Genomic DNA, 24646 nt, shown 5'->3' with positions numbered 1-24646 from the left:
TTCACAAATGAATCTTGACATCTCTTTATCTGCACATGTATCCATTTATAGATTCATATTTGAATTACATAAATGATTTGAACGAATTCAGAGCTCTCGTTCCAGAGCTTGCCAGGCTCAAGAAGTGGTAGCGAAGATGACCTCTTTCGCCTGATTGTCTGGTGCACGCAAACGCAGAGTTCTATAGTGTCCTGGCTGGGACAATGCCACGGCAAGGAGAGGTATGAAGAAGATAGGAATGGGGTTAGTCGGCCCCGGATTTATCGCGGCCCATCACATCGACGCGGTTCGCCGGCTTGGGGATGTGGAAGTCATCGCGATTGCAGGATCAAATATGACCTCCACAAAGAAAAAGGCGAAGGAGCTAAAGGTCGATGTTGCCTACGACAACTTCGAAGATCTCATCGCCGACCCAAGGATCGACGTGATCCACAACACGACGCCCAACCACATGCATACCCGGGTAAGTATGGCGGCGATCGATGCAGGCAAACACATCATCTCCGACAAGCCCCTCGCCCTGACAAGCCAGGAGACGATGGCACTCTGCAACGCGGCAGCACTCAAAGGTGTCGCCAACGTCGTAACCTTCAACTATCGCGGCAATCCCCTGGTGCAGCAGATGCGGCACATGATCGCTTCTGGCGAACTCGACGAACTGGTCTATCTCCACGGTCAATATCTGCAGGACTGGATGACGGACCCCTACGTGTACTCGTGGCGGATGGATCCGGAGAAGGGCGGCAAGAGTTCCGCACTCGCGGATATCGGTTCGCACTGGTGCGACCTCGTGGAGCATGTCAGCGGCCTGCGGATCGAGTCAGTTCTGGCTGACATCTCGACAACCGTGAAGGTGAGGTACTCGAGCGGCGCATCCGCCGAGGCCTTTACCAAAGAGCACCCCGCAGAGACAACGCCGAAACAAGTCACAGGCGAAGATCTAGGCTGCGTTCTCCTGCGATTCGACAATGGAGCACGCGGCGTCCTAAAAGTAGGACAGGTCTTGCCAGGCCACAAAAACGATCTGCAACTGGAGATCAACGGCCGCGCGCGTTCCCTGCGATGGGAGCAGGAGAGACAGAACCAGTTATGGATCGGCTCGCACGACAGTGCAAACAGCGTAATGGATAAAGATCCATCGTTGATGAGCACGGATGCTCGAAGATACGCCCATCTGCCCGCAGGCCATCATGAAAGCTGGTCAGACGCCTTCTGCAACGTTATCGCCGATGCCTACTACTGGATTCGCAACGATGCCGCACCAGCCGAAAAGCCCCCCACTATATGTGACTTCGCTGGTGGGCACAGAGTATGCTGCATCATCGAAGCGATGCTGAACAGCTACGAGCAGGGCGGCGTGTGGACACGCGTTCGAGAATAACTTTGATCCACGTTGTCGATCTGTAAATAGCCCCACACACGCACGACCACAAAGAGGAGTAGCTGATGAGTTTGATCTCAAGAAGAAATTTTCTGATGAACACAGGTATAGGCGGAGCCGCTTCATTCGCCCTCAGTGCACTACCGGCGTGGGCGAAACCCATGGGCCTCCCAATCGGTATCCAACTCTACGTTGTCGGCAAGCCGTTGGGAGAAGACGCTCCAGGCACACTCAAGAAGCTCCATGAGATCGGCTATCGCGAGGTGGAGACGGCTGGCTTCGGAAAATACACTGCGAAAGAGTTCCGCGCACTTCTGGACGATGCCGGACTCGTCTGTCCCAGCGCACACCTGCCATTGATTCAGCCCGACGTCGATTCCCTCTTCAACAACGCGCAGATCCTCGGTGCAACCTATGCAACCAGCTCCGTACTTCGCGACTTCAACGCGCCATCGCACGCCGCGCCCGCGTCTACAGGCGGCGCTCCGACAAAGCTCGATCTGATGGGTCTGGACGGATTCAAGAAAACCGCCGAAAAAATGAATGAAATCGGTGCGAAAGCAAAAGCCGCTGGCCTGAAGTATGCCTACCACAACCACAACTACGAGTTTGAAAAGTTAAGCGACGGCCGCTATGGCTACGATGTTCTCGTGCAGGAGACCGATCCCAGCCTCGTCTACTTTGAGATCGACTGTGGCTGGATGACGGTTGCAGGTGCCGATCCCGTCGCTTACATGAAGAAGTATCCGGGGCGCTTCCGCATGCTGCACATCAAAGACTTCATGCCCGTTCCCCACCCCACGACCGACCTGCGCGGACCGGATCGTCCAAAAGGAACAGAGCTCGGCAAGGGGTTCATTCAATACGATCGAGTCTTCGCAGAGGGTCGTCGCGCCGGCATCGAACACTGTTTCGCCGAAGAAGAAGGTCCGTACACGGTGCCTCAACTCGAAGCAGCCAAAGTAGACTTCGACTTCCTCAACTCATTCTCTTAGCAATGAACTGCCTGCCTGACGTGAACTACCGGGACACACTCGCGTGCACGTCAGGCGAGAGCACAACTTCGAGAACCTCGCGAAAAGCCGCCAGAAGATCTTCCTCGTCCTGATCGCACAAACACGACGGGATGACGAGTAGCTGTGTTCTTGAAAAGAGATCATCCGACTGCGGACACGCACCCCGCGCGTAGTTGTAGACAGAGTCGCGGTTCTCCACCAGCGTCCACGGCGTTCCACGCAGGTCAGTGCCTATCTTCCTCTGCAACGCAGGAATGTTGAAGTAGATATGCATCCCATAGTCTTCAAGAATGACGTTGCTTGTCTCCGCTGAGGACGTCACGATCCCATGCGCACGAAGCCGTTCGTTGATAGCCCGAGCGATAGCAGCATCAGGCAGCACGACGAGAAGAAAGCAAGAGGTATCGCCCGCAGTATCGAGGACGCGCCGCAGCTGAACCTCCTCATATCCTTCGAGCAGCGCACGCAGACGGTACTTACTGTGCTGCATGCTCTGGATCACCTCAGGAAGCCGCCGCAGCTGTACTCGAAGAATCGCTGCCCGCAGCTCGTCCATGCGCGATCCCCTGCCCCACCCGAACGATGCTTCATCCTCCAACCTCAGCAGGCCGTCTTCTCCTCGCGAGTATCCGCAGTCATGCGAGGAAAGCGCCTTGCGGTAGAGCGCCTCGTCATTCGTAACCACGCATCCTGCCTCCCCGCTCGTCATATTCTTGTTCATCTGGAAGCTGAAGATGCCGATATCGCCGAACGTTCCAACCTTCTGCCCGTCGATGGAACCGCCAACACACTGAGCGCAGTCTTCGAGCAGAAATAATCCATACTCCCGCGCAATCGCTGCCAGCGTTGGTGCATCTCCCGGAGCGCCGTTCATGTGGACCAGGATGATGCCCGCCGTGCGAGGAGTAATAAGACTGCGAACAGACCGCGGATCGAGGCAGAACGTGTCATCAATCTCGGCAAGCACAGGAATCGCGCCAAGGTTGACCACCGCGGCTATAACGGAGACCCACATATACGCAGGAACAATAACCTCTTGCCCCGGCCCAACTCTCAGCGCAGTAAGAGCAGTATGGAGTGCGGCAGTACCGCTCGTGACCGCCAACGCGTACCGCACGCCTAGAGATGCGCTAAACTCCCGTTCGAACGCGTCCACCTCACCCTGCGGATCGACCCCATAGTAGCGATAAAGCGACCGGCTGCGGCACACCCTCAGTACTGCGTCCTCTTCATCCAAGTCCATACGATGGACGCCGGGAAACTCGTCCGGCAGCGGACTCTTTCGTATCGGTTGAAACGGGGGCCTGTGCGTCACTTTGCGGAACCATCCTTTAGCTACGGCGGGAACCTTGCCTGCAACCAATGCGTTCTCGATGAGGAGGTTCGGGTCTAGATCGTTTTTATGCCCTCGTGACAGCTCAAGTCAAGCCACGGCAGGCTGCGTAGCGCACCAGCCTCTGTATGATGAAATAATCTTGCTGCCGAGATGTCCTTCGTATAAAAGTTCTCATGCAGCAATCGCAACCATGACTGAAGACTTCACCACCGCGAAGAAATCCATGCAGACGGAGCTGGCCGTGCTTCGTCATATCCATGCGACGCCAAAGATCTCGCGTGTGGAGCTAGCCGAGCTGTCCGGCCTTTCGACAGCCGCCATCACTGGCATCGTCAACTCGCTCATCTCACTCCAGTTGCTTGTAGAAGATCGCGGCGCAGCCAAAGGCGCAGGACGCAAGCGCGTCGGGCTGACGATGAAGTCCGATCTCGCGTACGTCGCGGGCATCGACCTTGGCACCATCAATCTACGGATCTGCATCACCGACATAAACGGTGAAGTCCTCGCATCGAAGACCGTGCCCAGTGAGATGTCCAAGGGCCGGGAAGATGTTCTCTCCCGCCTCTTCGCTCTTGTGAATGAAGTCATAGCCTCAGCAAATCTCGACGCAAGTCTGCTACGCGGAATCGGAATAGGCTTCTCTGGTGTGATCGACGTAGAACGCGGCATGGTTCTCTCCTATCCTCGCCCCGGACAGATAGAGCAGTGGAAGAACATGCCCCTTCGCGCCAGGATGGAGCAGGAGTTTGGCGTGCCTGTCCTTCTCGAAGACAGCGTCCGCACCGTAGCCGTCATGGAGAGGTTCCTCGGAGCCGGCCGCGACTTTTCAAACTTCGTATACGTTGATGTCGGCGCAGGAATCGGCGCAGCAATCTTTATCGGTGGCTGTCTCTATCGAGGTCACGGCGGCAGCGCCGGCGAGTTCGGCCACATTACGGTAGATGAAGATGGTCCGCTCTGCTGCTGCGGAAGCAGCGGATGTCTAGAGGCAGTCGCCTCTGGAACGACCATGATCGAATCGATGAAGTTTGCAATTCGTCGCGGTGTATCCACAAAGATCACCGAGATGCCGGGATACAACTTCGACGAGATTACGATTGAGCTGATCGCCGCAGCCGCACAGGAGAACGACAGCCTCTCGTATCGGATCTTGAGCGAAGCGGCCTCTCATATCGGCGCAGCGGCAGCAGACCTCGTGAATCTTCTGAACCCTGCCGCAATGGTCTTTGGTGGCGCAGCCTTCCGCGCAGCCCCCAACCTTCTTATCGATCGTGTTCAATCCACGATCCGCCAGCGCGCAATGGAAAAATCCGTGAACGATGTTCAGATCAAAGTTTCGACGCTCGACGGAAGCGCCGGAGCACGCGGCGCAGCACGGTTAATAGCAGCGCGCCTTGTCGAAGGAATCTACTTCAACATGGCCGGACTCAGTAAGCCCCGCCGAACTCCCATCCGCATGGACCGTAAAGCCGGCTAGCCAACGATCTCGTACGCAGACCACCTCTACTCTTTGTAGACCAGCCTCGGCCCACTCACCTGCTTCACCTGCAGATCCACATCCACCTGCACCCGATCCGCAATCTTCACAAACGGTATGCCACTCGTCATCCCATAATCTTTCCGATCGAACGCCATCGAGCCTTTGATCGCGCCCTCGCCAGTTCCCTTGCCCGACACCGTAAGCTTCAGCGTCTCCGGCTTCGACACCCCCCGTATCGTAAAGTTCCCAATCACGTCGAACGTCAGCGGACTCGTCTGCACAACCTTCGTAGACTTGAACGTAATCTCCGGATTATTCTTCACATCGAAGAAGTCCTTACTCTTCAGCTTGCCATCCTTCATGCCGCTTCCCGTATCCACTGTATCCGCCGCAATCCGTATGTCCAGCACACCCGTCGTCACATCCGCGGACTTGAACTTCAGCGTCGCGCTCCACTTATTAAACACACCCTCCAGCGCCACCGACGCCTTCACAAAAAACTTGATGCTGCTCTGGTCCGGAGTCGTCGTGAACACAGGAACCTGCGCCTGGCTCGGGCGCGGGATCAAGGCAAGTGCCAGAAGGCATAGAATCGCTGGTCGCATGGTGCCCGAGTTTGAACGCTCCCACGCCCCTTGTCAAGAAAAAGCTACCGCGTATTAAAAGAAGCGCCACCGCCGTTTGTTACGATGAGCCTTGAGGTGACTCGCCCACCCGGGCTGCCATGCGCATCGTACAGACGGTCTTTGGCGTCTTCCACCACTTCGAGCTAGCTCGCCAGCTCCACCGTCGCGGACACCTCCAGCGCATCTACTCCACCTGGCCCTGGATGCGCCTCAAACGCGAAGGCTTGCCCCGCGACCTCATCGAAACCTTCCCTTGGATCCACACCTCCGAAACTCTCATGCAGCGCTTCGGCATCTCTCATTCATGGTCTTTAGACCAAATGAGTTATGCCAATGCTCTCACCTTCGACTCCTGGACCTCCCGCCGTCTCCGCCGCATCCCCGCGCCCGAGTCTCCCGACATCCTCATCGGCATCTCCGGCTCAAGCCTAAAAGCCGGACGCGAGCTACAAGCACGAGGAGGCCGCTTCATCTGCGACCGTGGCTCCTCCCACCACCTCTTTCAGGAGACCATCGTCTCCGAAGAGTACCGCCGCTGGAACGTATCCCGCCGCGTCTCCGACCCACGCGACACCCTCCGCGAAGAACAGATCTACGCCATCGCCGACGCTATCACAGTACCCTCCAGCTTCGCCGCCCGCTCCTTCCTCCAGATGGGCGTCCCCGCCGGCAAAGTCCACGTCATCCCCTACGGCGTTCGCCTCGAACAATTCCAACGCAGCGAACCCATCAGCCCGACCAATCTCAACAATGAATTCAACGTCCTCTTCGCCGGCTCCGTCTCCTTGCGCAAAGGCGTCCCCTACCTGCTCCAGGCCTTCGCCCAGCTCCGTCACAGCCACAAACGCCTGCGCATCGCCGGCTCCATCCACCCCGACATCAAGACCGTCCTCCGCAGCCTCCCACAGGATCAAGTCGACTTCCTCGGTCCCGTCCCGCAAAGCCGCCTCGCCCAGCTCATGAGCTCCAGCCAAGTTATGGTCCTCCCCAGCATCGAGGAAGGTTTAGCCCTCGTCCAGGGCCAGGCCCTCGCCTGCGGATGTCCCGTCCTCTGCTCCGCCAACACCGGCGGCGAAGACCTCTTCACCGACGGCGTCGAAGGCTTCATCGTCCCCATACGCGACCCCGCCGCCCTCACCGAACGCATGCAGCAGCTAGCCGACGACCCCGCCCTCCAACAAAACATGAGCCAAGCCGCCCTGCGCCGAGTCCATCTCCTCGGCGGCTGGAACGACTACGGCGACCGTTGGGAGACTCTCCTCCACCAACTAGCCGCCGCCCATCCAGCTCAATAATCTACCTAACGAACCTGTTAGCTCACTCGCTCCCACACCCGCCACCGACAAAGTGAACCACCTCCAGCCGGTCCCCTTCATGCAGAGCCGTCTGTCCCCAACTCGCACGCGGAGCGATCTCTCCATTATGTTCCACCGCTACCCGGTCGCCCTTCAATCCAAGCTCAGCAACCAGCTGCTCCAGGTTCGAATCCTCTGCCAGCGTCGCAAACGTACGAGCCTGGCCGTTCATCATCAGTGTCAGTGACATACCACTTCAAGCCTAGCAGGTACCGCCCGTCACCGTTACCGGATCAGCAGAACAACCCAACTACACTTTGCGTCAACCATCGTTCCACCCTCCGGCTCACCGGAATCTGTTCCGCAAACTCATCGAACACGCTACGGCTAAGCTCCATCAGAATATGAATCGCCTCCGCGCTCGAATCCTCCGTCTCATCAATCTGAAATCGGCGTGAGTGAGCAAGGTACTCCGCGGCATGGCCAAGCGTCAGCAACGTCCGCCCATGGTGCGTCTTCGTAATCCGGTGAATCGTCAGATCGACACTCGCCGCCGCATCCGCCTTCGACAGGCTGGGCACCGAGCGCATTCTTCGTTGCATCGCGATGGGGTTAATTGACCCCGGAAAAGCTGCTGTAGACATAGAACTTAATTCCTCCGTCCACTTCCCTATCGGCGCTTCACTCCATAGGCTTTACCCAGGATTTGAAGACCAAAAAGATCACACAGCCGGATTCGGTCCAAGTAAAACTTCTCATGCCACCCCCACGCCATAACACGGATGTGCCACGTCTACACCAAGTCCATCCCCCATCCGGAACGTGACCAAAACCAAAGATGCAGAGCCCCCAACGCTAACTCAACCCCTACGTTCGGTTGAGCGTCCAAAGGTGATTCAGCGGTCCTCGTCCGCGCCCCATCGGCGACGCCGTTCGCATCGCCTCCGCCACATATTTTTTTGCACCCAGCGCCGCCTCAAAGGCCTCCACCCCCTCCACAACCCCACAAAGCAGCGCACTCGAGAACGCACATCCTGTCCCATGCGTCGCCCTTCCCGCAACCCTCTCTCCCGCCAACCACCGCATCTCGCCACCCACCACCACCAGGTCATCCGGCCCCTCCAGATGCCCACCCGTAGCCACCACACTCAACCCCCGTCCCATCCCCTGCAACGCAACCGCAGCCTCCTCCATCTCCTCCCGCCGCCCCACCACCCTCCCGGTCAACACCCCCAGCTCATCCATATTCGGAGTCACCCAATCCACCAGCGGCAGCAGCCTCTCCCGCATCACCGCCACACCCTCCGCATCCAGCAGCTCCCTGCCCGAGCTCGACCGCACCACCGGGTCCAGCACCACCGGCACCCGCACCCGCAGCCCAGCCAGAAAGTCCGCCACCACCCCCACCGTCTCTGCCGTGGCCAGCATCCCGATCTTGATCCCCGCCGCCGGCAGATCCTCCTGCAGACAATCCAGCGTCTCCCGCACCAGCCCCGCCGCCACCGTCGAAGCTCCCATCACCCCCACCGTCGACTGCACCGTCAGGCTCGTCACACACGACGTCCCAAACATCCCATGCGCCGCAAACACCATCAGGTCCGCCGTTACACCCGCACCCGACGAGGGATCGAACCCCGCAATAGCCAAAACCGTCCGCATCCACCCATCCTCTCAAAAAAGAAGAGCGAGACCATAACGATCCCGCCAATTGCCGAGCCTCGGCGAGGCCGAGCCAATCACCCCACCACGACAAGGCACAAAAGTCACGAAGTGACCTCCCGCCGAGCAGGCGGCCCGCCCGGCAGGACATCATCCTCTACAAAGCCCCTAAGCCCGCAGCGTCTTCAAATAATCGAAGCTCACCTTCAAGCTCTCCAACTCCGGCAGCGAAGACCCATCCTGATCCACAAAGAAGTACTGAATCCCCTGCGCCCGCGCCTTCCGCAAAATCGACGGCCAATCGATCGTTCCCTTCCCCACATCCGTAAAGTGCCCCGGCGGCGTCTCCTGCACATACGACACCGTCGCATTCGCCGTCCGATCCTTCAAGTGCAGCAGATGAACCCTGTCCCTATACTTCTCCAGCATTGCATTCATATCCTGCCCACCCTGCACCGCCCAGTAGCAATCAATCTCCAAACCCACCAGCTGCGGATTCGTATGATCCATCAGCGCGGTAAATAGATTCGTCCCCTCCCACGGACGAAACTCCGGATTCGCGTTATGGTACGCAAGCCGCAGCCCACCCGCCGCAACCCGCTCCCCCAGGCGATTGAACTCCGCACCCGCCCTCTTCATCCCATCCAGCGAACCCGTATACATCTTCGGAATATCGGGACACACCATGTACTTCATCCCAATCTCCGCCGCAAACTCGATGCGAGACTCCAGCCCCTCAAAGTGAAACAGCCCCGACGGAGCCGTCAGCCCCGCATCCGACACCATCGCCCGAAGCTCCTTCGCCGAGTGTCCATACACCTCCCAGAAGAGCTCCACCTCCGTATATCCGATCTTCCGAATAGCCCGAAGCACCCCCGCCGTATCCTTCCCCAAAATCTCCCTCACCGAATAAAGCTGCACCCCATACGCAGGCGAAGCAGATGACGAAGGCGACAAAGAAGCCGCAGCCAAAGCAGAACCAACGCCCCCAACCTGCACTCCAGCCGCCACAGCCAAAGCACCCAGACGCGCAAACTCACGACGATCCATCTTCACTCTGCTCTCCTCGCAACAACAAACTCATCCCGCCACACAGCCCGATCATTCTAAAACAAGCTTCCTGCAAGCCCTACCGCAGCACGCCTCTGAGTCCGAATCGAGCATCCCTTCAAACACCAGTATGTCCATCTGGGAATTGCTTTAGGATGAGTAGAGCCATCGACCGCCGTCGGTCCGTTAACTCCATGAATGCATCCACACTGACAGCACACGCGAACAGCCTGATTACCGGAAACTCCGAGATGGCCGACCGCATCCGTATCCACAACTGGGCTGCGACACCACTAGGCTTCATCGAAGACTGGTCCGAGACCCTCGTCGCAACTGTCAATCTCATGTTGCACTCCCCTTTCCCGACCATCCTCTCCTGGGGCGAGGAGATGGTCTTCCTCTACAACGACGCCGCCATCCCCACCCTGACGGGAAAGCACCCCACCGCACTCGGCGGCCTCTACCGCGATATCTTCCACGAGGCATGGAGTCTGGTCAGCGCCGACCTCGCAGCGTGCTTCTACCGTGGCGGGACCACAGTACGGGACAACATGTTTATCCCCATCCTGCTCAACGGAATCATCGAGGACCATTACTTCAGCTACTCCCTCATACCCGTCTATGAAAATGGCGAATCGCCGGCGTCTACGATGCCTTCCGCAACACGACGGATATCGTCATAGGAGCCCGAAGGCTTCACGAAAGTGAGACGAGGCTGAAGCTCGCAACTGAGGTCGCAAAGTTGGGGGTGTTCGTGTGGGACACCGTGGCAGACCGCGGCACTTGGGAAAATGACCGCATGTACGAGATCTTCGGACGGACGCCGGGAGATGGCCTGGTCAATGGTGCGGCCTTCTTAAACAGCGTGGTCCACACCGACTATCGAGAAGAATTCCAACACGCCGTACAAGCGACCCTGCAGAACGGCGAGGCACTCTACTTTCAAGGCAGGATCCATCTTCCCGACAAAACTCTGCGCTGGATTGAGGTCAAAGGGCAGCTTCAGTCGGATATAGGCGGATCGCCCGGAGTCATCCTCGGCACAATACGGGACATCACCCACGGCAGGCGAGACGCGGAGATACTACGAGACAGCTCCAAACGACTCGCTGAACTCGCGGCCATCGTCGAATCCTCCGATGACGTCATCTTGAGCAAGGATTTAAACGGCATCATTACCAGCTGGAACGCCGCGGCAACTCGTGTCTTTGGATACTCCGCGGACGAGATGATCGGTCAGTCCATTCTCAAACTCATTCCGAAAGAGTTTCACTCCGACGAGAAGACGATCATCGAACAGGTTCGGGCCGGGCGGCGGGTCGAGCACTTCGAGACCGTACGTCTCACCAAGAGCGGTCAACTCATCGAAGTCTCTCTCACCGTCTCGCCTGTAAAGGACGAAGATGGACAAGTTATCGGCGCATCCAAGATTCTGCGCGAGATCTCTGAACGAAAGCGGCTCGAGCAATCTCTCCTACAGGCCGAAAAGATTGCGGCGACAGGTCGAATGGCGGCGACCATCGCGCACGAGATTAATAATCCGTTGGAGTCGGTGATGAACCTGCTCTACCTCCTCCGGCCAAAAGTCACCGATCCGGAGGGAGCCGATTACCTCAACACCGCCGAAAGCGAACTCTCCCGCGTCTCGCACATCGCCAAACAGACCCTCGGCTACTACCGGGAACACGCCTCTGCAAGAAGCACCTCGCTCACAGAGATCGTGCAACATGCCATCTCTATCTACGAGCCTCGTTGTGTCGCAGCCAATATCGAGCTCAGAACATCGTTTCCCGTGCTCCCAAAGATCGTGCTCCGTCGCGGCGAGATGATGCAGGTCATCTCGAACCTCTTGATGAACGCGATCTATGCGATGCCTGCAGGTGGCGTACTGTCTGTCTCAGTGGAAGATGTTCAGAGCTTCCCTCACGGCATCGTTCTGACAATTCAGGATGACGGCGTCGGAATCGAACCTCATCATCTACCCAAAGTCTTCGAAGCGTTCTTTACCACCCGCAGTACGATCGGCACCGGCATCGGACTCTTCGTCGCAAAGCAATTCGTGGAAGCTCATGGCGGCCACATCACGATCGAAAGCCAGACTGACCCATCGCGTCATGGAACAACAGTGAGCGTCTTCCTGCCGCTATCCACGACGTACGACACCCCCTCAACCCCCTAATCCGCAGCCGAAACAAAAGCAAAGCCGAAGCAACCAAATGTTGCCGTTGCGTTTGTCATTGCAATTGCCTTTGCCGTTGCAATTGCCTTCGTCATCGCAATTGCTTTCGTTGTTGCAATTGCTGTTGCTGTTGCAATTGCTTTTTGTCGTTGTCGTTGGTCGTTGCAATTGTTTGCCCTTGCATGCTGTTGTTGTTGCTATTGCTTTTGCTCCTGCAATTGCTGTTATCGTTGCAATTGTCATTGTCGTTGCATCTATCGTTGTCGTTGCCTTTGGGATAGAGCGGGGCTTTAGCCCCGCGTATAAGCCAACCGCAAAGCGGTTTCCGCTCTGCCGAAGGCCGGAGCAAAAGGCGAAGCCAAAGCGACTAAATATTGCCTTTGCTCTTGTCGTTGCTGTTGCTCCCGTATTCGCCGCTGCACTACACGTGCACATTCCGATCATCACCTAACAAGAACAGCTAAACTAAATCCGTGGACCCCAACCAAACCTCAATCCAGACCGACACCCCACGCCAACGCCTCGCCGTCGCCCTCGATCTCCCCGACGCCGAACAAGCCCTCGCCCTCGTAGACCGCCTCGACAACACCTGCCAATGGTTCAAGGTCGGCATGGAGCTCTACTACGCCGCCGGCAACCGCATCGTCCACCAGCTCCGCGACCGAGGCTTCAACGTCTTCCTCGACCTCAAGCTCCACGACATCCCCAACACCGTCGCCGGAGCCGTCCGCTCCGTCACCCAGGCCGGAGCCTCCCTCCTCACCATCCACGCCCTCGGCGGAGCCGCCATGATGCAGGCCGCCGCCGAAGCCGCCACCCGCCCCGGCTCTCCACGCCTCCTCGCCGTCACCGTCCTCACCAGCATGGACTCCACCCAGCTCACCGGCATCGGCATCTCCACCACCCCCGCCGATCAGGTCCTCCGCCTCGCCAAGCTGTCCCAGTCCTGCGGCATCACCGGCATGGTCTGCTCCGCCGAAGAAGTCGGTACCCTCCGCGCCGAACTCCATCCCTCCACCCTGCTCGTCATCCCCGGCATCCGCCCCACCGGCGCCGACACCCAGGACCAGAAGCGTACCGCCACCCCCGCTCAGGCCATCGCCCACGGAGCCTCCATGCTCGTCGTAGGCCGCCCCATCACCCAGGCACACGACCCCGCCGCCGCCGCTCGCGCCATCCTCACCGAGATCGAGCAAGCCCCAAAGACGACCGCCTAAAAAATAAAGTCCGAAAACCTGTCGTACCCCACGCACCCCAAAAACACGTCCGCTAACCCACCAGCTTCACCACACCAAGCACCACCAACTCACCAGCAAAAAATCACGCGGCGGACGGCAATCTTCGCAAAAACCCCTGCAAAAACGCCCATCCACCGCGTCAGAAAAAACTGCACATAATCTCCGAAACTAGACCGCCGGCTCACCCGCCGAAACCCCATGGGTCACACCCATATCGCTCAGTCGAAGCGCCAGCGACTTAGCCGACCCGCCCCCGCGCTCAAACTCGCCAAGCTGCAGCTCGGTCACCTCAAAGCCCCGTCCCCGCAGCCGCTCCGCCAGGTCCGTTCCCACCGTTCCCATCAGGATATTCCGCCCCACGTTGATCACATTGCAGCCAAACTGTGTAGCCTCTAACTCACTAACAACAATACGCTTATCCGCCGCGTACGCCGCTTTGATCTTATCAAGTGAAGCCGCATCGAACGCCCCCGGAAAGTACATCAGATACCCACCGCTCAACGGTGCGAAGCAAAGATCCAGATGATAAAACCGCGGATCCACCAGGTGCAGCGAGATCACCGGAACATGCCAAGCATCCGCCACATGCCGATGGCTGATCTGGCACGTCCGAACCCCATGCGCAGCCCACAGATGCCCGCCATTCGCATCAAAAAGCGCATCCCCTTCGCCCTCAAACGACGTCTCCCGAGGCGTCTCCCAAAGCAGGAAGCCCGCCTCCTGCAGCCACTGCCGCAGAGGCTGTTCCTCCGTCTGCCGCTGCGGATGCGCGAAGCTCGATACCGCCGCTAACCCATGCTGTACCAACGCCGCATGAGCCACAAACACCATATCCGGCGACCCCTCCCGCGCATGCAGCAACCTCACATCCGCAATCCGCCGAAGCTCTTGATAAAGCCCCTTCCACTGCATAAACGCCGTATCCCGCGACGGCCGATGCAGATTCCCCGCCATCCACGGGTTGATCACATAGTCCACGTCATACCACTCCGGTGGACACATCAGATAGGTGGGGCGATTGAAGTGAGGGAGGGGAGAAAAACCTGAGACGGAGGGGGAAGAGAGTGAGCCAGTAATCATAAAAACGTGTTTTCCTACTTTCCAGCGTAGAGTCTGCCCCTCCTAACTAACGATCGTCAAGTGCTGCAGCGTAAATTATGGGTACAACTTTGGTGCACGCCAACGCACACGACAAAGAGCCCCGAAGGGCCCTCGATCGTGTGTTTTAGAAATCAGTGCGCTTTAGAATCTGCGGTTAGGAATTTACGATACTCTTAGAGCTTCTCGAAGAAATCGCACGCCGAGCACGAGATATAGACACCGCCAGGGGTGCCGCGCTCGCGGTCTTTGACGCGCTTTACAATACGTGTCGGTTTGGAGCACTTCGGACAATCCGTGCTCTTGTTCGGGTCCATGACCTTCTTACGGTCGCCGGTCTTGGCAATCTTCGCCATAATGCTTGCTCTCCCTAATAATACGAACGTTGTTACAGATAGGTTGGCTCGCGCGCTGGGTGTCTCGACCACCTGCCAACCTGCGGGCAGACAAAGTCGAACCATCCGAAACTTCTCGTAAAGATTGTCCGGGACTTGCCGCGGCGGGAATCGGAGGAGAAGAACTGCGATCGAGGCTCTCCTGTAATTCTACACGACTGCGGCCTTTACAAGGGAGGAACAGCCGACGCATATTCACTCGCCGGCGTCGTCATCTTCGGAGCCGTCGCAGGCGCTGCAGGCGTCGCCCCCGACTGACTGTCCGTCGGGAACTGCACTTTGTTATTCTGAGCACCCGCAGCCGGAGCCTCACCCGGCTTCAACAGCGTAGGAGGCGAGGAAGCACTATTCTCCCCTCCCTCCGACTTCCGGTCGCCCAACGCAATCTCCCGCGTCGGCACCGGCTGCTCAAAACCACCCATCTCGTCCTTATCATGAATCTCAATCGGCTTACCCAGGGCAGCGATCTCCACCAACGTCACACGGTCCCCAACAAAGCGCACAAACCGAATCGTCTGCGGCACATGCCCATAGATCCACTCTTCGTAGCGGCCCCCACTCGCATCTCCGCTCGGCTGATCCCTCATCTTATTCTCCGGCGCACCCAACGCAGCCAGCACCATCCGATGGTTCATCCCCACCAGGACGTCATGCGCCGCAATCGCATCCTTCAAAACCGGCGTCAGCGTATCCGCATACGCCTGCTCCGAAGACTTAACCCCGAAATCGACCACCGGCTCCAGCAACGCCTTCACCTCCGGCGCCGAGATCTCCGGCACATGTCCCTCAAACACCAGCGTAATCCGCGAACCTGTAGCCCTGTCGTTCATATCGCCCGAAGTCACCGGAGCGTCATTCAACTGCACATGCCGCAGAAATCGATGCTTCAGATAAGGCCCGCCGTTCAAATCCAGCACGATCCGATCCGGCTTGATCTCCATCGCCGTAATAATCACGCGATCTCCAGGCCCAGCCGACTGACCCTTCTCGAAGATCATCTTCCTGTACTCCGCAGGCCCCGGAGCCAGCGGCCCATTCGCACGCAGCGTCAGTCCAGCGCCCATCGGAAGCGCACGATGCGCAAAGCCCTGCTCTGCCTCAAGATTGCGAACCAACTCGCGTCGTCCCCTCTCGGTCATCGGTTGATCCGGAAGTGGAAGACTCGTAGGAGTAAAGTCCGTCTTAATATCCGCCGTTGCAGACTTCTCTCCAACAACAAACACCTGGCTGTGCAGGGCCGAGCAAGAGAGCAGCGTCAAACTACCCGCAAGCAAGATCGATCTGTATGGATGCAGTGCCATGGGAGCACCTCAGATACAGAACAGATTGCGCCTTCTCTTCGCATTTGACAAGGCCCATCTGCGCCCGTTCCACGAAACGAAAGATATTTACAGAGTTTGTAAAGAGACCTGGACCAGAGGTTCCGGTCAGGACTTCGGCTCATCGTTCAGCGATCTGCTCTGCGAGGTCGTCGGCATAATCTGCACCAGCGCCCCCGCCGACGCCGTCCTCGCCTCCTGCTCCATCGCAACATGCGCCGCAGGTGGTTGAACCTCCGTAGGATATCCGCCCGGCACTATCGGCTTGAACGTGTAATCCCACGCATAGCCGCGCGTGACGCGAACCAACACGGCAATCCCAATCACCAGCGCGACCGCCGTAAACACCGCGTTCTCCGGCCCATAATCGCCGCCAGTCAGCCACAACCGCCCAAAGGTCCGTGTCTGGATGACGCTGGAAAAATCATTCATACCGCTCACCGGCAGCCCAAACAAGACGCCGATGCTCGCATTCCACGCGAAGTGCAGCCCCCACGGAAGCCAAAGCCCATGCGTCCGCAGCCATCCTAGCGAAAGCACCAGCCCAGCCAGCACCGTCACCACCACGCTCGTCCACGTCGCATTCGGATTGAACGCATGTCCAAATCCGAACAGTAGCGACAGGCCAACCGTCGCTCCCACCGGCCCAACCGCCTCAATCAAACGGCGGTAAGGATATCCGCGAAACGCAATCTCCTCCGCCAGTGCCGCAACCAAAAGCGTCGCCAGGTTCAACAGCAGCAGCCCAAACGCACGCGGCTGCAACCACAATTGAATGGAGAACGCCCCCGCCAGCGCCATTGGAATAACCGCCAGCACCACCATGCCCCAGCCCAACGCCGCGCCCACCGACCACTCCTGCCCGGCTGTCGCTCGTTTAGGCAGTCCAAGCGTCTCGCGCAGAGAAGCCTGTTGCTTCCCAATCGCTTGCAGCATCGAAAATCCGACGGCCAGCAAAAAGAGCAGGAACAGCGAAGTAAGCAGAGGCCGCGCAAGCGGTACCGAAAACCGTTCGCATATCCCCCGCGCCGCGCGTCCTGCAAGCGCATCCGACGCAAGAAACCAGATACCCGACGTAAAAAAGAGTGCAAGCTGAAGCGTGCGCTCCGAGCGGCGGCCTGACGATGTCATATCCAACGCATGCAACTCTAGCTACTCCAGGGTGCTCGGTACCGCCGATGCTAAGCGGTCGTGTAAAACTGCGCAATATTGCGAAACTTCAGGTACCGCTGCTCCAGCAACTCTTCCACCGGCAGCGCACGAAGGCCCGCAAGGTGATACCGCAACTTCTCGTCCACCATCGCCATCGCCGCAGCAGGATCGTTTTGCGTCCCACCCTCCGGCTCCGGCAACACATCGTCCACACATCCCAGCAGTTTGACGTCGATCGCCGTGTACTTGAGAGCTGCCGCCGCCTGCTGTTTCTTGGTCGCGTCCTTCCACATAATCGACGCGCATCCCTCCGGTGATATCACGGAGTAGATCGCATTCTCCAGCATCAGCACGCGATCCGCCACAGCCAGCGCAAGCGCCCCGCCCGAGCCGCCCTCGCCCGTAATCGTCGCGATCGTCGGCACACGCAGCCTCGACATCTCCAGCAGATTCCTTGCGATCGCCTCGCCCTGTCCGCGCTCCTCCGCGCCGATACCGGGATTCGCACCGGCAAGGTCGATGAACGTGAAGATCGGCCGTCCAAACTTCTCCGCGATCTTCATCGCACGCAGCGCCTTCCGGTATCCCTCAGGATCGGGGCTGCCGAACTTCCGTGCCACTCGCTCCTTCAGCGTGCGGCCCTTCAGATTCCCAACCACCAGCACAGGTTCGCCGTGGAAGTTGGCCATCCCGCAGCTCATCGCCGCATCGTCGCCAAAGGCGCGGTCGCCGTGGATCTCGCTGAAGTCGGTAAAGAGTGCTTCGATGAAGTCCATCGGATAGGGGCGCTGAGGATGTCGCGCAAGCTCCGTCTTCGTCCACGCTTCGGGAGTTGGTACGACTGCCGGGGCGTGCGCCGATCTGACTGTTTCGTGTTCTGCCATTGTATTAATTGATGCTTCGTTATTCTCTATCGATTGTATGCGATGAACGGCATAATCGTGTCTGCAGTGACGTAATTACGGCGGACCCTTTACTTTCAAGCCATCGCGTAAAATCTCTAAGTGTACGAAGCTGCTCAACTGATCCGTAGTCGGAGATCAAAGCAACAGAACCGCGAAGTGGAGGTAGTTCACAAAGGTGCTTTTAAAAATCTACGAAGTAGGAAATCCCGTGCTGCGAAAGGTGGCGCGGCAGCTGACATCCGAAGAGGTCGCCAGCGATACCATCCAAAATCTGATCGGTTATATGCGGGAGACAATGCGGGATGCACCGGGAGTCGGTCTCGCGGCTCCTCAGATCGGCGAGTCGTTGCAGATCGCGGTCATCGAAGACAAAATCGAATATTTCAAAGGAATAACAGAGGCCCAACTGCAGGAGAGGCAGCGAAAGCCGGTTGACTTCCATGTCATCATCAATCCTCAGATAGAGCTTCTTACGCCCCCTGAGACTATATTCTTCGAGGGCTGTCTTAGCATTCCAAGATTGGTGGCCGCAGTCCCAAGGTCGTTATCCGTGCGAGTCAACTGCCTCAACGAGCGTGCCGAACCATGCGTCATCCACGCGGAGGGTTGGTATGCACGCATCCTCCAGCATGAGATCGACCATCTGCATGGCAGGCTCTACACCGATCTAATGCAACCCGCCAGCCTCACAACCCTTGAGAACTACCAGCGCCACACGTTGAGCCCGGCCTCGAAGACGGAGGCTACCAAAGAACTCCAACGTCCCGCGTAGACAAACTGGATTCGCACGAAGGGCTCTCTCCATCTGTAACGGGAGTCCTTCGCGCCGCTCAATCCATGATGCGAACTCCCCCGCGCCCCACCAACTCCTCCACCTGATCGATAAATAATCGGTCAGCGGCCACCAAACAATTATGCGGCTCCAGTACCGCGCAAAACTCTCCCGGCTCCTCAAGATCCAACAGCAGTTTGCCCTTCCCCGGCGCTCCCAGCAACACCGCGTGTAGCTTCTCCAGCAACGCCGCGTCCGGATTATGTAGCGGCACCTTGATCCGCAGCGACTCCGGCAGCTTGATCTTCACATCCTCCAGCGCCTGTATATTCGAGATCGCCAGCTTCGGCGCCGAGTCCTCTTCACCACGTAGAACCCCGCGTATCACCACCGGAACATCGATCTTCAACTTCTCCGCCAGCTTCTCGTACGACTGTGGAAACACGATCAGATCGATCTTCCCCACCGTGTCCTCCAGGCAGGCCTGCGCATACAGTTCGCCTGACTTCTTAGACTTCGCCACCTTCAACCCCGTAATCACACCCGCAATCGAGATCTCATTCTGTGGCTCTTCATTGCGTCCACGCCGAAAGGTCTGCGGCTCCGGCTTCATCTCGCACGCCGTCGCTGTATCCACCACCTTCATATTCCGCAGCTTCTCGCGATACTTATCCATCGGATGCCCCGAGACAAAGAATCCCAGAACCTCCTTCTCGTTCTGTAGACGCGTATGCTCATCCCACTCCGCAACACTCGGCAGATCATCCTCACGACTGTTACCCGCAGACTGATTCGCTCCATCGTCGAAGATTCCGAACAACCCATGCTGTCCCGCAGCCTCGTCGCGCTGTGACTTCTGCGCCCGCTCCATCGCCTTATCCAACGCACCGCACAACTGTGCCCGTCCCCCGAACGCATCCATCGCCCCGGCTTTGATCAGCGACTCCAGCACCCGCTTATTCAGCAGCCGCAGATCTATCTTCTCGCAGAAATCCCACAGACTCGAGAACCCGCTCTTCCCTTCCGCCTGCAACGCCACACGCGCCGTGATGATCGACTCAATCGCGTTATGCCCGACGTTCTTAATCGCCGCCAATCCAAACCCAATTGCGTTGCCCGTCTCCATCTGAATCGGCGTAAAGTTCGCATCCGACATCTGCACATTCGGAGGCACCACCGGAATATTTATCTCCTTGCACTCGGAGATATACTTCACCACATTCTCCGGCTTCGAAGTTTCGCTCGTCAGCAGCGCAGCCATAAACTCCACTGGATAGTGGGTCTTCAGCCACGCCGTGTGATACGCCAGCAACGCATACGCCGCCGAGTGCGACTTGTTAAATCCATACTCGGCAAACTTCGCCATCAGGTCGAAGATGTTTCCGGCAATCGCTTTGGGATGTTTGTTCTCGGCCGCCCCCTCCATGAACTTGATCTTCTGCTTGGCCATCTCGGCGGCATCTTTTTTACCCATCGCGCGACGCAGCATGTCGGCCTGACTGAGCGAGAAGCCCGCCAGCCGGTTCGAGATCTGCATCACCTGCTCCTGGTAGAGCATCACCCCGAGAGTCTCGGAGAGGATCGGTTCAAGCTCCGGGAGCTCGTAGGCAACAGCCCTACGTCCCCATTTGCGCTCGATGAACTCATCGATCATCCCGCCCTGAATCGGCCCCGGACGATACAGCGCATTCAACGCCGTCAGGTCCTCCACCGTATTCGGTTTGTACCGCCGCAGCACATCCCGCATCCCGCCCGACTCAAACTGAAACACCCCCGACGTCAGAGCCCTATGAAACACCCGCTCATACGTCGTCACATCGTCCAGCGGCACCGTCGCCATATCGACATCCTTGCCCGTCGTCTGCTTAATCAGCTTCAGCGCATCGTCGATCACCGTCAGCGTCGTCAGCCCCAGGAAGTCCATCTTGAGAAGACCCATCTTCTCAACCGCCTTCATGTCATACGCCGTCACGATATCGTCGTTCTTCGCCCGCGTCACCGGAACCAGCTCTGTCAGTGGCTTCGGCGCAATCACCACACCCGCCGCATGCACGCCCGCACCGCGCACCAGACCCTCCAGTCGCAGCGCCGCGTCGATCACCTCTTTCACCTTCGGATCGCTCTCATACGCGCCCATCAGCGTCGGTGAATCCTTCATCGCCTGATCGATCGTGATTCCAATCGTCGTCGGAATCATCTTCGCAATCCGGTCCACCTCGCCGTACGGCATATCCAGCGCGCGTCCAACGTCCTTGATCGCCGCCTTCGCCGCCATCGTATTGAACGTGATGATCTGAGCCACCTGGTCGCGTCCATACTTCCGCGTCACATACTCGATCACCTCGCCCCGGCGATTCATGCAGAAGTCGATATCGATATCCGGCATCGAGATCCGCTCCGGGTTTAGGAACCGCTCAAACAGCAACTCGTTCTGCAGCGGATCGATATCCGTAATCTGCATCACATATGCCACCAGCGAACCCGCCGCCGATCCACGCCCCGGTCCCACCGGAATCTTCTGCTCCCGCGCATAACGGATAAAGTCCCAGGTAATCATGAAATAGCCCGGAAACTTCATCTGTTTGATGATGCCAAGCTCGCGATCCAACCGAGCGTGATACTCCGGAATCGTCTTTCGCAACAGCCCCCTGCTGCGAAGATGCGACACCGCCGTATCCAGCCGCATCTGCAACCCATCGCGGCACACCTGCTCAAAATAACTATCCAGCGTCTCGCCCTCCGGAACCGCAAAGTCCGGAAAAGGATTGTCCACCTTCGTCATCTTCAGATTGCAGCGATCGACAAACTGCATCGTCCGCGAACACACCTCGGGATTCTGCGCGAACGTCCGCAGCATCTCCTCCGCGCTCTTGATGTAAAACTCCTGCGTGTCGAACTTGAACCGCTTCGGGTCGTTCATGCTGCCCGCAGTCTGCACGCACAGCAAAATCTCATGCGCGCGCGAATCATCCGCCTCGACATAGTGGCTATCGTTCGTCGCGATCAGCGGAATATTCAGATCGCGCTCCAGCTTGAACAGCGCATCGCAGACGCCCTTATCCGGCTCCAGCCCATGATCTTGAATCTCAAGAAAGAAGTTACCCTTCCCAAACATCGTCTCGAACTCACCCGCCGTCCGTTTGGCCTCCTCATACTTCCCGGCCATCAGGTGCTGATTCACCTCACCCGCCAAGCACCCGGAGAAACCGATCAACCCCTCCGTATGCTTCGCAAGAAACTCCTTCGACACCCGCGGCTTGCGATAAAACCCATGTAGTGCCGCCTCGCTCGTCAGCCTCACGAGGTTGCGATACCCGATCTCATTCTCAGCCAGCACCAGAAAGTGCTTGTACCCTCCACTCATCTCGCGATGATCTGCCGCCTCGGACAGATAAAGCTCGCACCCGAGAATCGGCTTCACTCCCTTCTTCTGCATTGCGTCGAAGAAGTGCACCGCGCCATACATATTTCCATGGTCGGTCATCGCCGCTGCCTTCTGTCCGAGCTTGCTCAAATGCCCAGCCAGCTTGTCGACATCGCACGCGCCGTCAAGAAGGGAATAATCGGTATGAAGATGGAGGTGGGTAAACTCTGCTGCCATACCCCTAGTTTAGTTCCGTTACACCCCTAGGAAAACGTGGTACAAACCTTCGTATTAGAATCATGAACCATGGCTGGCATCTTCCCCATCGATGCGATCCGTCGCACCCTCCTCCGCCGCAAACGCGAACAGAGACTCGCCCGCGCCGCGCAGTGGCCCATCATCCAGGCCGAGATCAACCACTGGCAGGTCCTCACCGCCGACGATGACGTCGCCACCACGGGCGCCCCCTACCAGATCGAAGCCGGCTTCCACTTCAAGGTCAACGGAGAGTACTTCGGCGGCTACCTCCGCAGCATCGCCCTCGTCCACCGCGAAGCCGAGACCAACGCCAAGGGCAACCCCACCATCAACATCCGCTACAACCCCGCCAACCCCGACGAGACCGCCGTCTTCGCCGAAGACAACGCATCCACACTTCCCTTCCGCATCATCTCCAGCTAGCCATTACGCAAATCAGACATGACGCGGCAGATAAGGCGTCCGCGGAAAACCAAACACACGAAGCTTCAGGCAGTACTCAGCCTCCAGACAAAACCTCGCCCCACGCTCCCACCACGTATACTCCGCTGGCCACGGCGCAGCATGAGTCCGCCACGCAAACGTATAGTGCTGCAGAATCAGCCCGGTCCGAGGCAGATGGCTCGGCGAACTAATAACCTCCGCGCTCGCCCAGTGATGAGCCGCCATGATCTGTTCACTATAAAAAATGTTTTGGATCGTATTCTGCGCCCGGCCTTCCTCAAAGATCGCACTCGCCGGAACGCCCCGCTCCATCGCCAGCGCCGCCATCACATGAGCCTCGACGAACCGGTTATGCGCCGCCCCTCCAGTGAAGATCACATACGGTGCAACGCCCGCCTGAAACTCGCGAACCCCCTCCAACGTGCGCTCCCGCTGCTCCGCCGACGCCGTCCCATCCGCGTTAGCCGGAGTTCCCAGCACAATCAACGTATCGAAGTGATTCAAATCAGCGTTGTGATTCGGAATCGTTCGATAGACAAACGCAGCACAGACGACCGCGATCGTCATCATCGCAATCACACCAACCAGTAGCTTCCCCCCAAGCCTCATCCGCGCCGCCTAGCCCTTCGCCACCAGATCCGTCGCCAGATCGACATACAGATCCACGCACTCCAGTAGCTCCTTCTTCGCGATCTTCTCCTTCGGGGTATGCGCTACATGGATCGACCCCGGACCCAGCAGAAACGGCTCGCCCCACGCCGTCAGCTTCGGAATATCCGTCGTAAACTTCGCCACCATCGTCGGCAGAGCCCCCACCTTCCGCATCCGTACAAACGGCAGATCCAGGCTGAACATCACATCCGCCCGATCCCCCACCACCTCAATGATCGATCGCTTGATCCCCTCCGACGGCCCCACCAGCCTAACCAGAATATGTGCCTCCGCCTTATCTGCAATCACATTCGGAGCACGTCCACCCTCGATCAATCCAATGTTCAACGTCGATGGCCCAATCTCCGGCTCGACCGGCAGCGGCAGCGCCAGCACATCATGCAGCGCCTCCACCAGCTTATCGATCGCAGACTCGCCCAGCTCCGGATAAGCCGAGTGCGCCATCCGTCCCTTCGCGCGAAGCTCCACCCTCAGCGCACCCTTCGACGCCAGCGCCAGCCGATTATCCGTCGGCTCGCCGTTGATCAAAAATCGCGACCCCTTCGGCCGTGTATTCGCCACCGCCGCACCCGCCGAGTCGCGTTCCTCGCCTACCACAAACAGCAGCCCAACCTTCACGCCGCTCTCGCGCAGTCGGTCCGCAGCCGCCACCTGCGCCGCGATAATCCCCTTCGCATCGCACGTTCCGCGGCCATACAAAAACTCATCATCCTCCGTACAACCGAAGAACGGAGGCACCGTATCCATGTGCGTCGAAAGCACCACATCCGGAGTCACTCCCGGCAGCGCAGCATACACATTGAAGCGCTCCCCCGTCCCCGCTCCCGGCGTCAGCGTCCGATCCGGCTGCGCCACATCCATCCGTTCTACCGCATACCGCTGCGCCGACAGATACTCATACAGAAACGCTCCCGCAGCGCCTTCGCCATACGTCGTGGACTCAATATCGACAAGCTCTTTCGTCAGTTGAATCGGGTCAATTGCCATGAATTCCAGCATACGTGATC

General features: G+C 58.2%; 24 protein-coding genes. 10 read left to right on the top strand and 14 right to left on the bottom strand.

Annotated features, from left to right (window positions below):
* The first annotated feature begins 223 nt into the window (after window positions 1-223).
* Both GSQ82_RS00595 and GSQ82_RS00590 read left to right on the top strand, forming a co-directional pair.
* Complete coding sequence (locus GSQ82_RS00595) at window positions 224-1381, top strand: Gfo/Idh/MocA family protein (RefSeq protein ID WP_158790092.1); 1158 nt, start codon at window positions 224-226, stop codon at window positions 1379-1381.
* A gap of 95 nt (window positions 1382-1476) precedes the next feature.
* The gene (locus GSQ82_RS00590; RefSeq protein ID WP_158790091.1) at window positions 1477-2376 is read left to right on the top strand and encodes a sugar phosphate isomerase/epimerase; all 900 of its coding nucleotides are present in this window, start codon (window positions 1477-1479) and stop codon (window positions 2374-2376) included.
* Between the two features lie 25 nt (window positions 2377-2401).
* Here GSQ82_RS00590 and GSQ82_RS00585 read toward each other — a convergent pair whose 3' ends face one another.
* Window positions 2402-3760, bottom strand: coding sequence for a DegT/DnrJ/EryC1/StrS aminotransferase family protein (locus GSQ82_RS00585; RefSeq protein ID WP_158790090.1), 1359 nt, complete (start codon window positions 3758-3760; stop codon window positions 2402-2404).
* A 163-nt stretch (window positions 3761-3923) separates the two neighbouring features.
* Between GSQ82_RS00585 and GSQ82_RS00580 the strand changes: the two genes are divergently transcribed.
* Window positions 3924-5210 carry an ROK family transcriptional regulator gene (locus tag GSQ82_RS00580; protein WP_158790089.1) on the top strand — a complete coding sequence of 429 codons (1287 nt, stop codon included), beginning with the start codon at window positions 3924-3926 and terminating at the stop codon, window positions 5208-5210.
* Window positions 5211-5236: 26 nt separating this feature from the next.
* On the opposite strand, the gene GSQ82_RS00575 is transcribed toward GSQ82_RS00580, so the two are convergent.
* The gene (locus GSQ82_RS00575) at window positions 5237-5749 is read right to left on the bottom strand and encodes a YceI family protein (protein WP_158790088.1); all 513 of its coding nucleotides are present in this window, start codon (window positions 5747-5749) and stop codon (window positions 5237-5239) included.
* Window positions 5750-5937: 188 nt separating this feature from the next.
* Between GSQ82_RS00575 and GSQ82_RS00570 the strand changes: the two genes are divergently transcribed.
* Window positions 5938-7134 carry a glycosyltransferase family 4 protein gene (locus GSQ82_RS00570; RefSeq protein WP_158790087.1) on the top strand — a complete coding sequence of 399 codons (1197 nt, stop codon included), beginning with the start codon at window positions 5938-5940 and terminating at the stop codon, window positions 7132-7134.
* A 22-nt stretch (window positions 7135-7156) separates the two neighbouring features.
* Here the strand turns inward: GSQ82_RS00570 and thiS are convergent, their stop codons facing one another.
* The 4 genes from thiS to GSQ82_RS00550 all read right to left on the bottom strand — a co-directional run bounded on the left by thiS (window position 7157) and on the right by GSQ82_RS00550 (window position 9843).
* The gene (gene thiS / locus GSQ82_RS00565; protein WP_158790086.1) at window positions 7157-7384 is read right to left on the bottom strand and encodes a sulfur carrier protein ThiS; all 228 of its coding nucleotides are present in this window, start codon (window positions 7382-7384) and stop codon (window positions 7157-7159) included.
* A 43-nt stretch (window positions 7385-7427) separates the two neighbouring features.
* The gene (locus GSQ82_RS00560) at window positions 7428-7778 is read right to left on the bottom strand and encodes a hypothetical protein (protein WP_158790085.1); all 351 of its coding nucleotides are present in this window, start codon (window positions 7776-7778) and stop codon (window positions 7428-7430) included.
* A 223-nt stretch (window positions 7779-8001) separates the two neighbouring features.
* Complete coding sequence (gene thiD / locus GSQ82_RS00555) at window positions 8002-8793, bottom strand: bifunctional hydroxymethylpyrimidine kinase/phosphomethylpyrimidine kinase (protein WP_158790084.1); 792 nt, start codon at window positions 8791-8793, stop codon at window positions 8002-8004.
* Window positions 8794-8961: 168 nt separating this feature from the next.
* Window positions 8962-9843, bottom strand: coding sequence for a sugar phosphate isomerase/epimerase (locus tag GSQ82_RS00550; RefSeq protein ID WP_254061321.1), 882 nt, complete (start codon window positions 9841-9843; stop codon window positions 8962-8964).
* 194 nt (window positions 9844-10037) lie between these two features.
* Between GSQ82_RS00550 and GSQ82_RS24830 the strand changes: the two genes are divergently transcribed.
* From GSQ82_RS24830 to pyrF, 4 genes are all read left to right on the top strand, one after another.
* Window positions 10038-10526, top strand: a complete 489-nt coding sequence (locus GSQ82_RS24830; protein ID WP_254061317.1) for a hypothetical protein — start codon at window positions 10038-10040, stop codon at window positions 10524-10526.
* A gap of 65 nt (window positions 10527-10591) precedes the next feature.
* Window positions 10592-12022 carry a PAS domain S-box protein gene (locus GSQ82_RS00545; RefSeq protein WP_371417145.1) on the top strand — a complete coding sequence of 477 codons (1431 nt, stop codon included), beginning with the start codon at window positions 10592-10594 and terminating at the stop codon, window positions 12020-12022.
* A gap of 37 nt (window positions 12023-12059) precedes the next feature.
* Window positions 12060-12473: a hypothetical protein gene (locus tag GSQ82_RS00540; RefSeq protein WP_158790082.1), complete on the top strand. Its 414-nt coding sequence runs from the start codon at window positions 12060-12062 to the stop codon at window positions 12471-12473.
* Between the two features lie 22 nt (window positions 12474-12495).
* Complete coding sequence (pyrF, locus tag GSQ82_RS00535; protein WP_254061315.1) at window positions 12496-13239, top strand: orotidine-5'-phosphate decarboxylase; 744 nt, start codon at window positions 12496-12498, stop codon at window positions 13237-13239.
* A gap of 189 nt (window positions 13240-13428) precedes the next feature.
* Here the strand turns inward: pyrF and GSQ82_RS00530 are convergent, their stop codons facing one another.
* The 5 genes from GSQ82_RS00530 to GSQ82_RS00510 form a co-directional block, all read right to left on the bottom strand.
* A complete protein-coding gene (locus tag GSQ82_RS00530; protein WP_158790081.1) occupies window positions 13429-14340 on the bottom strand; it encodes a dimethylarginine dimethylaminohydrolase family protein in 912 nt (303 codons plus the stop codon).
* 194 nt (window positions 14341-14534) lie between these two features.
* Window positions 14535-14714 (bottom strand): hypothetical protein, encoded by a 180-nt coding sequence (locus tag GSQ82_RS00525; protein WP_158790080.1) that lies wholly within the window; start codon window positions 14712-14714, stop codon window positions 14535-14537.
* A 206-nt stretch (window positions 14715-14920) separates the two neighbouring features.
* The gene (locus GSQ82_RS00520) at window positions 14921-16054 is read right to left on the bottom strand and encodes a hypothetical protein (RefSeq protein WP_216846974.1); all 1134 of its coding nucleotides are present in this window, start codon (window positions 16052-16054) and stop codon (window positions 14921-14923) included.
* Window positions 16055-16180: 126 nt separating this feature from the next.
* Window positions 16181-17218, bottom strand: coding sequence for a CPBP family intramembrane glutamic endopeptidase (locus GSQ82_RS00515; RefSeq protein ID WP_158790079.1), 1038 nt, complete (start codon window positions 17216-17218; stop codon window positions 16181-16183).
* Between the two features lie 35 nt (window positions 17219-17253).
* Window positions 17254-18108, bottom strand: a complete 855-nt coding sequence (locus GSQ82_RS00510; protein ID WP_158790078.1) for an acetyl-CoA carboxylase carboxyltransferase subunit alpha — start codon at window positions 18106-18108, stop codon at window positions 17254-17256.
* 196 nt (window positions 18109-18304) lie between these two features.
* On the opposite strand from GSQ82_RS00510, the gene def reads away from it, so the two are divergent.
* Window positions 18305-18901: a peptide deformylase gene (def, locus tag GSQ82_RS00505; RefSeq protein WP_158790077.1), complete on the top strand. Its 597-nt coding sequence runs from the start codon at window positions 18305-18307 to the stop codon at window positions 18899-18901.
* 58 nt (window positions 18902-18959) lie between these two features.
* On the opposite strand, the gene dnaE is transcribed toward def, so the two are convergent.
* Window positions 18960-22502 carry a DNA polymerase III subunit alpha gene (dnaE, locus tag GSQ82_RS00500; RefSeq protein ID WP_158790076.1) on the bottom strand — a complete coding sequence of 1181 codons (3543 nt, stop codon included), beginning with the start codon at window positions 22500-22502 and terminating at the stop codon, window positions 18960-18962.
* A gap of 69 nt (window positions 22503-22571) precedes the next feature.
* Here dnaE and GSQ82_RS00495 point away from each other — a divergent pair, with 69 nt between their 5' ends.
* Window positions 22572-22946, top strand: coding sequence for a DUF3592 domain-containing protein (locus GSQ82_RS00495; RefSeq protein WP_158790075.1), 375 nt, complete (start codon window positions 22572-22574; stop codon window positions 22944-22946).
* A 12-nt stretch (window positions 22947-22958) separates the two neighbouring features.
* Here GSQ82_RS00495 and GSQ82_RS00490 read toward each other — a convergent pair whose 3' ends face one another.
* Complete coding sequence (locus GSQ82_RS00490; RefSeq protein WP_254061314.1) at window positions 22959-23576, bottom strand: YdcF family protein; 618 nt, start codon at window positions 23574-23576, stop codon at window positions 22959-22961.
* A 9-nt stretch (window positions 23577-23585) separates the two neighbouring features.
* Window positions 23586-24626 carry a M20/M25/M40 family metallo-hydrolase gene (locus GSQ82_RS00485; RefSeq protein WP_158790074.1) on the bottom strand — a complete coding sequence of 347 codons (1041 nt, stop codon included), beginning with the start codon at window positions 24624-24626 and terminating at the stop codon, window positions 23586-23588.
* Window positions 24627-24646 lie beyond the last annotated feature (20 nt).

Origin of the sequence: Granulicella sp. L60 (assembly GCF_009765825.1) — a bacterium.
Classification (GTDB): Bacteria; Acidobacteriota; Terriglobia; order Terriglobales; family Acidobacteriaceae; genus Edaphobacter.
Note: the sequence above shows the minus strand (reverse complement) of the source record. Positions and strands in the feature narration are given on the sequence as shown.

What these genes read in the sequence shown, in the direction of transcription:
- GSQ82_RS00595 (WP_158790092.1), top strand. Translation starts at nt 224, where the DNA reads ATGAAGAAGATAGGAATGGGGTTAGTCGGCCCCGGATTTATCGCGGCC.
- GSQ82_RS00590 (WP_158790091.1), top strand. Translation starts at nt 1,477, where the DNA reads ATGAACACAGGTATAGGCGGAGCCGCTTCATTCGCCCTCAGTGCACTA.
- GSQ82_RS00580 (WP_158790089.1), top strand. Translation starts at nt 3,924, where the DNA reads ATGACTGAAGACTTCACCACCGCGAAGAAATCCATGCAGACGGAGCTG.
- GSQ82_RS00570 (WP_158790087.1), top strand. Translation starts at nt 5,938, where the DNA reads ATGCGCATCGTACAGACGGTCTTTGGCGTCTTCCACCACTTCGAGCTA.
- thiS (WP_158790086.1), bottom strand. Translation starts at nt 7,384, where the DNA reads ATGTCACTGACACTGATGATGAACGGCCAGGCTCGTACGTTTGCGACG.
- GSQ82_RS00560 (WP_158790085.1), bottom strand. Translation starts at nt 7,778, where the DNA reads ATGTCTACAGCAGCTTTTCCGGGGTCAATTAACCCCATCGCGATGCAA.
- thiD (WP_158790084.1), bottom strand. Translation starts at nt 8,793, where the DNA reads ATGCGGACGGTTTTGGCTATTGCGGGGTTCGATCCCTCGTCGGGTGCG.
- GSQ82_RS00550 (WP_254061321.1), bottom strand. Translation starts at nt 9,843, where the DNA reads ATGGATCGTCGTGAGTTTGCGCGTCTGGGTGCTTTGGCTGTGGCGGCT.
- GSQ82_RS24830 (WP_254061317.1), top strand. Translation starts at nt 10,038, where the DNA reads ATGAATGCATCCACACTGACAGCACACGCGAACAGCCTGATTACCGGA.
- GSQ82_RS00540 (WP_158790082.1), top strand. Translation starts at nt 12,060, where the DNA reads ATGTTGCCGTTGCGTTTGTCATTGCAATTGCCTTTGCCGTTGCAATTG.
- GSQ82_RS00530 (WP_158790081.1), bottom strand. Translation starts at nt 14,340, where the DNA reads ATGATTACTGGCTCACTCTCTTCCCCCTCCGTCTCAGGTTTTTCTCCC.
- GSQ82_RS00525 (WP_158790080.1), bottom strand. Translation starts at nt 14,714, where the DNA reads ATGGCGAAGATTGCCAAGACCGGCGACCGTAAGAAGGTCATGGACCCG.
- GSQ82_RS00520 (WP_216846974.1), bottom strand. Translation starts at nt 16,054, where the DNA reads ATGGCACTGCATCCATACAGATCGATCTTGCTTGCGGGTAGTTTGACG.
- GSQ82_RS00510 (WP_158790078.1), bottom strand. Translation starts at nt 18,108, where the DNA reads ATGGCAGAACACGAAACAGTCAGATCGGCGCACGCCCCGGCAGTCGTA.
- dnaE (WP_158790076.1), bottom strand. Translation starts at nt 22,502, where the DNA reads ATGGCAGCAGAGTTTACCCACCTCCATCTTCATACCGATTATTCCCTT.
- GSQ82_RS00495 (WP_158790075.1), top strand. Translation starts at nt 22,572, where the DNA reads ATGGCTGGCATCTTCCCCATCGATGCGATCCGTCGCACCCTCCTCCGC.
- GSQ82_RS00490 (WP_254061314.1), bottom strand. Translation starts at nt 23,576, where the DNA reads ATGAGGCTTGGGGGGAAGCTACTGGTTGGTGTGATTGCGATGATGACG.
- GSQ82_RS00485 (WP_158790074.1), bottom strand. Translation starts at nt 24,626, where the DNA reads ATGGCAATTGACCCGATTCAACTGACGAAAGAGCTTGTCGATATTGAG.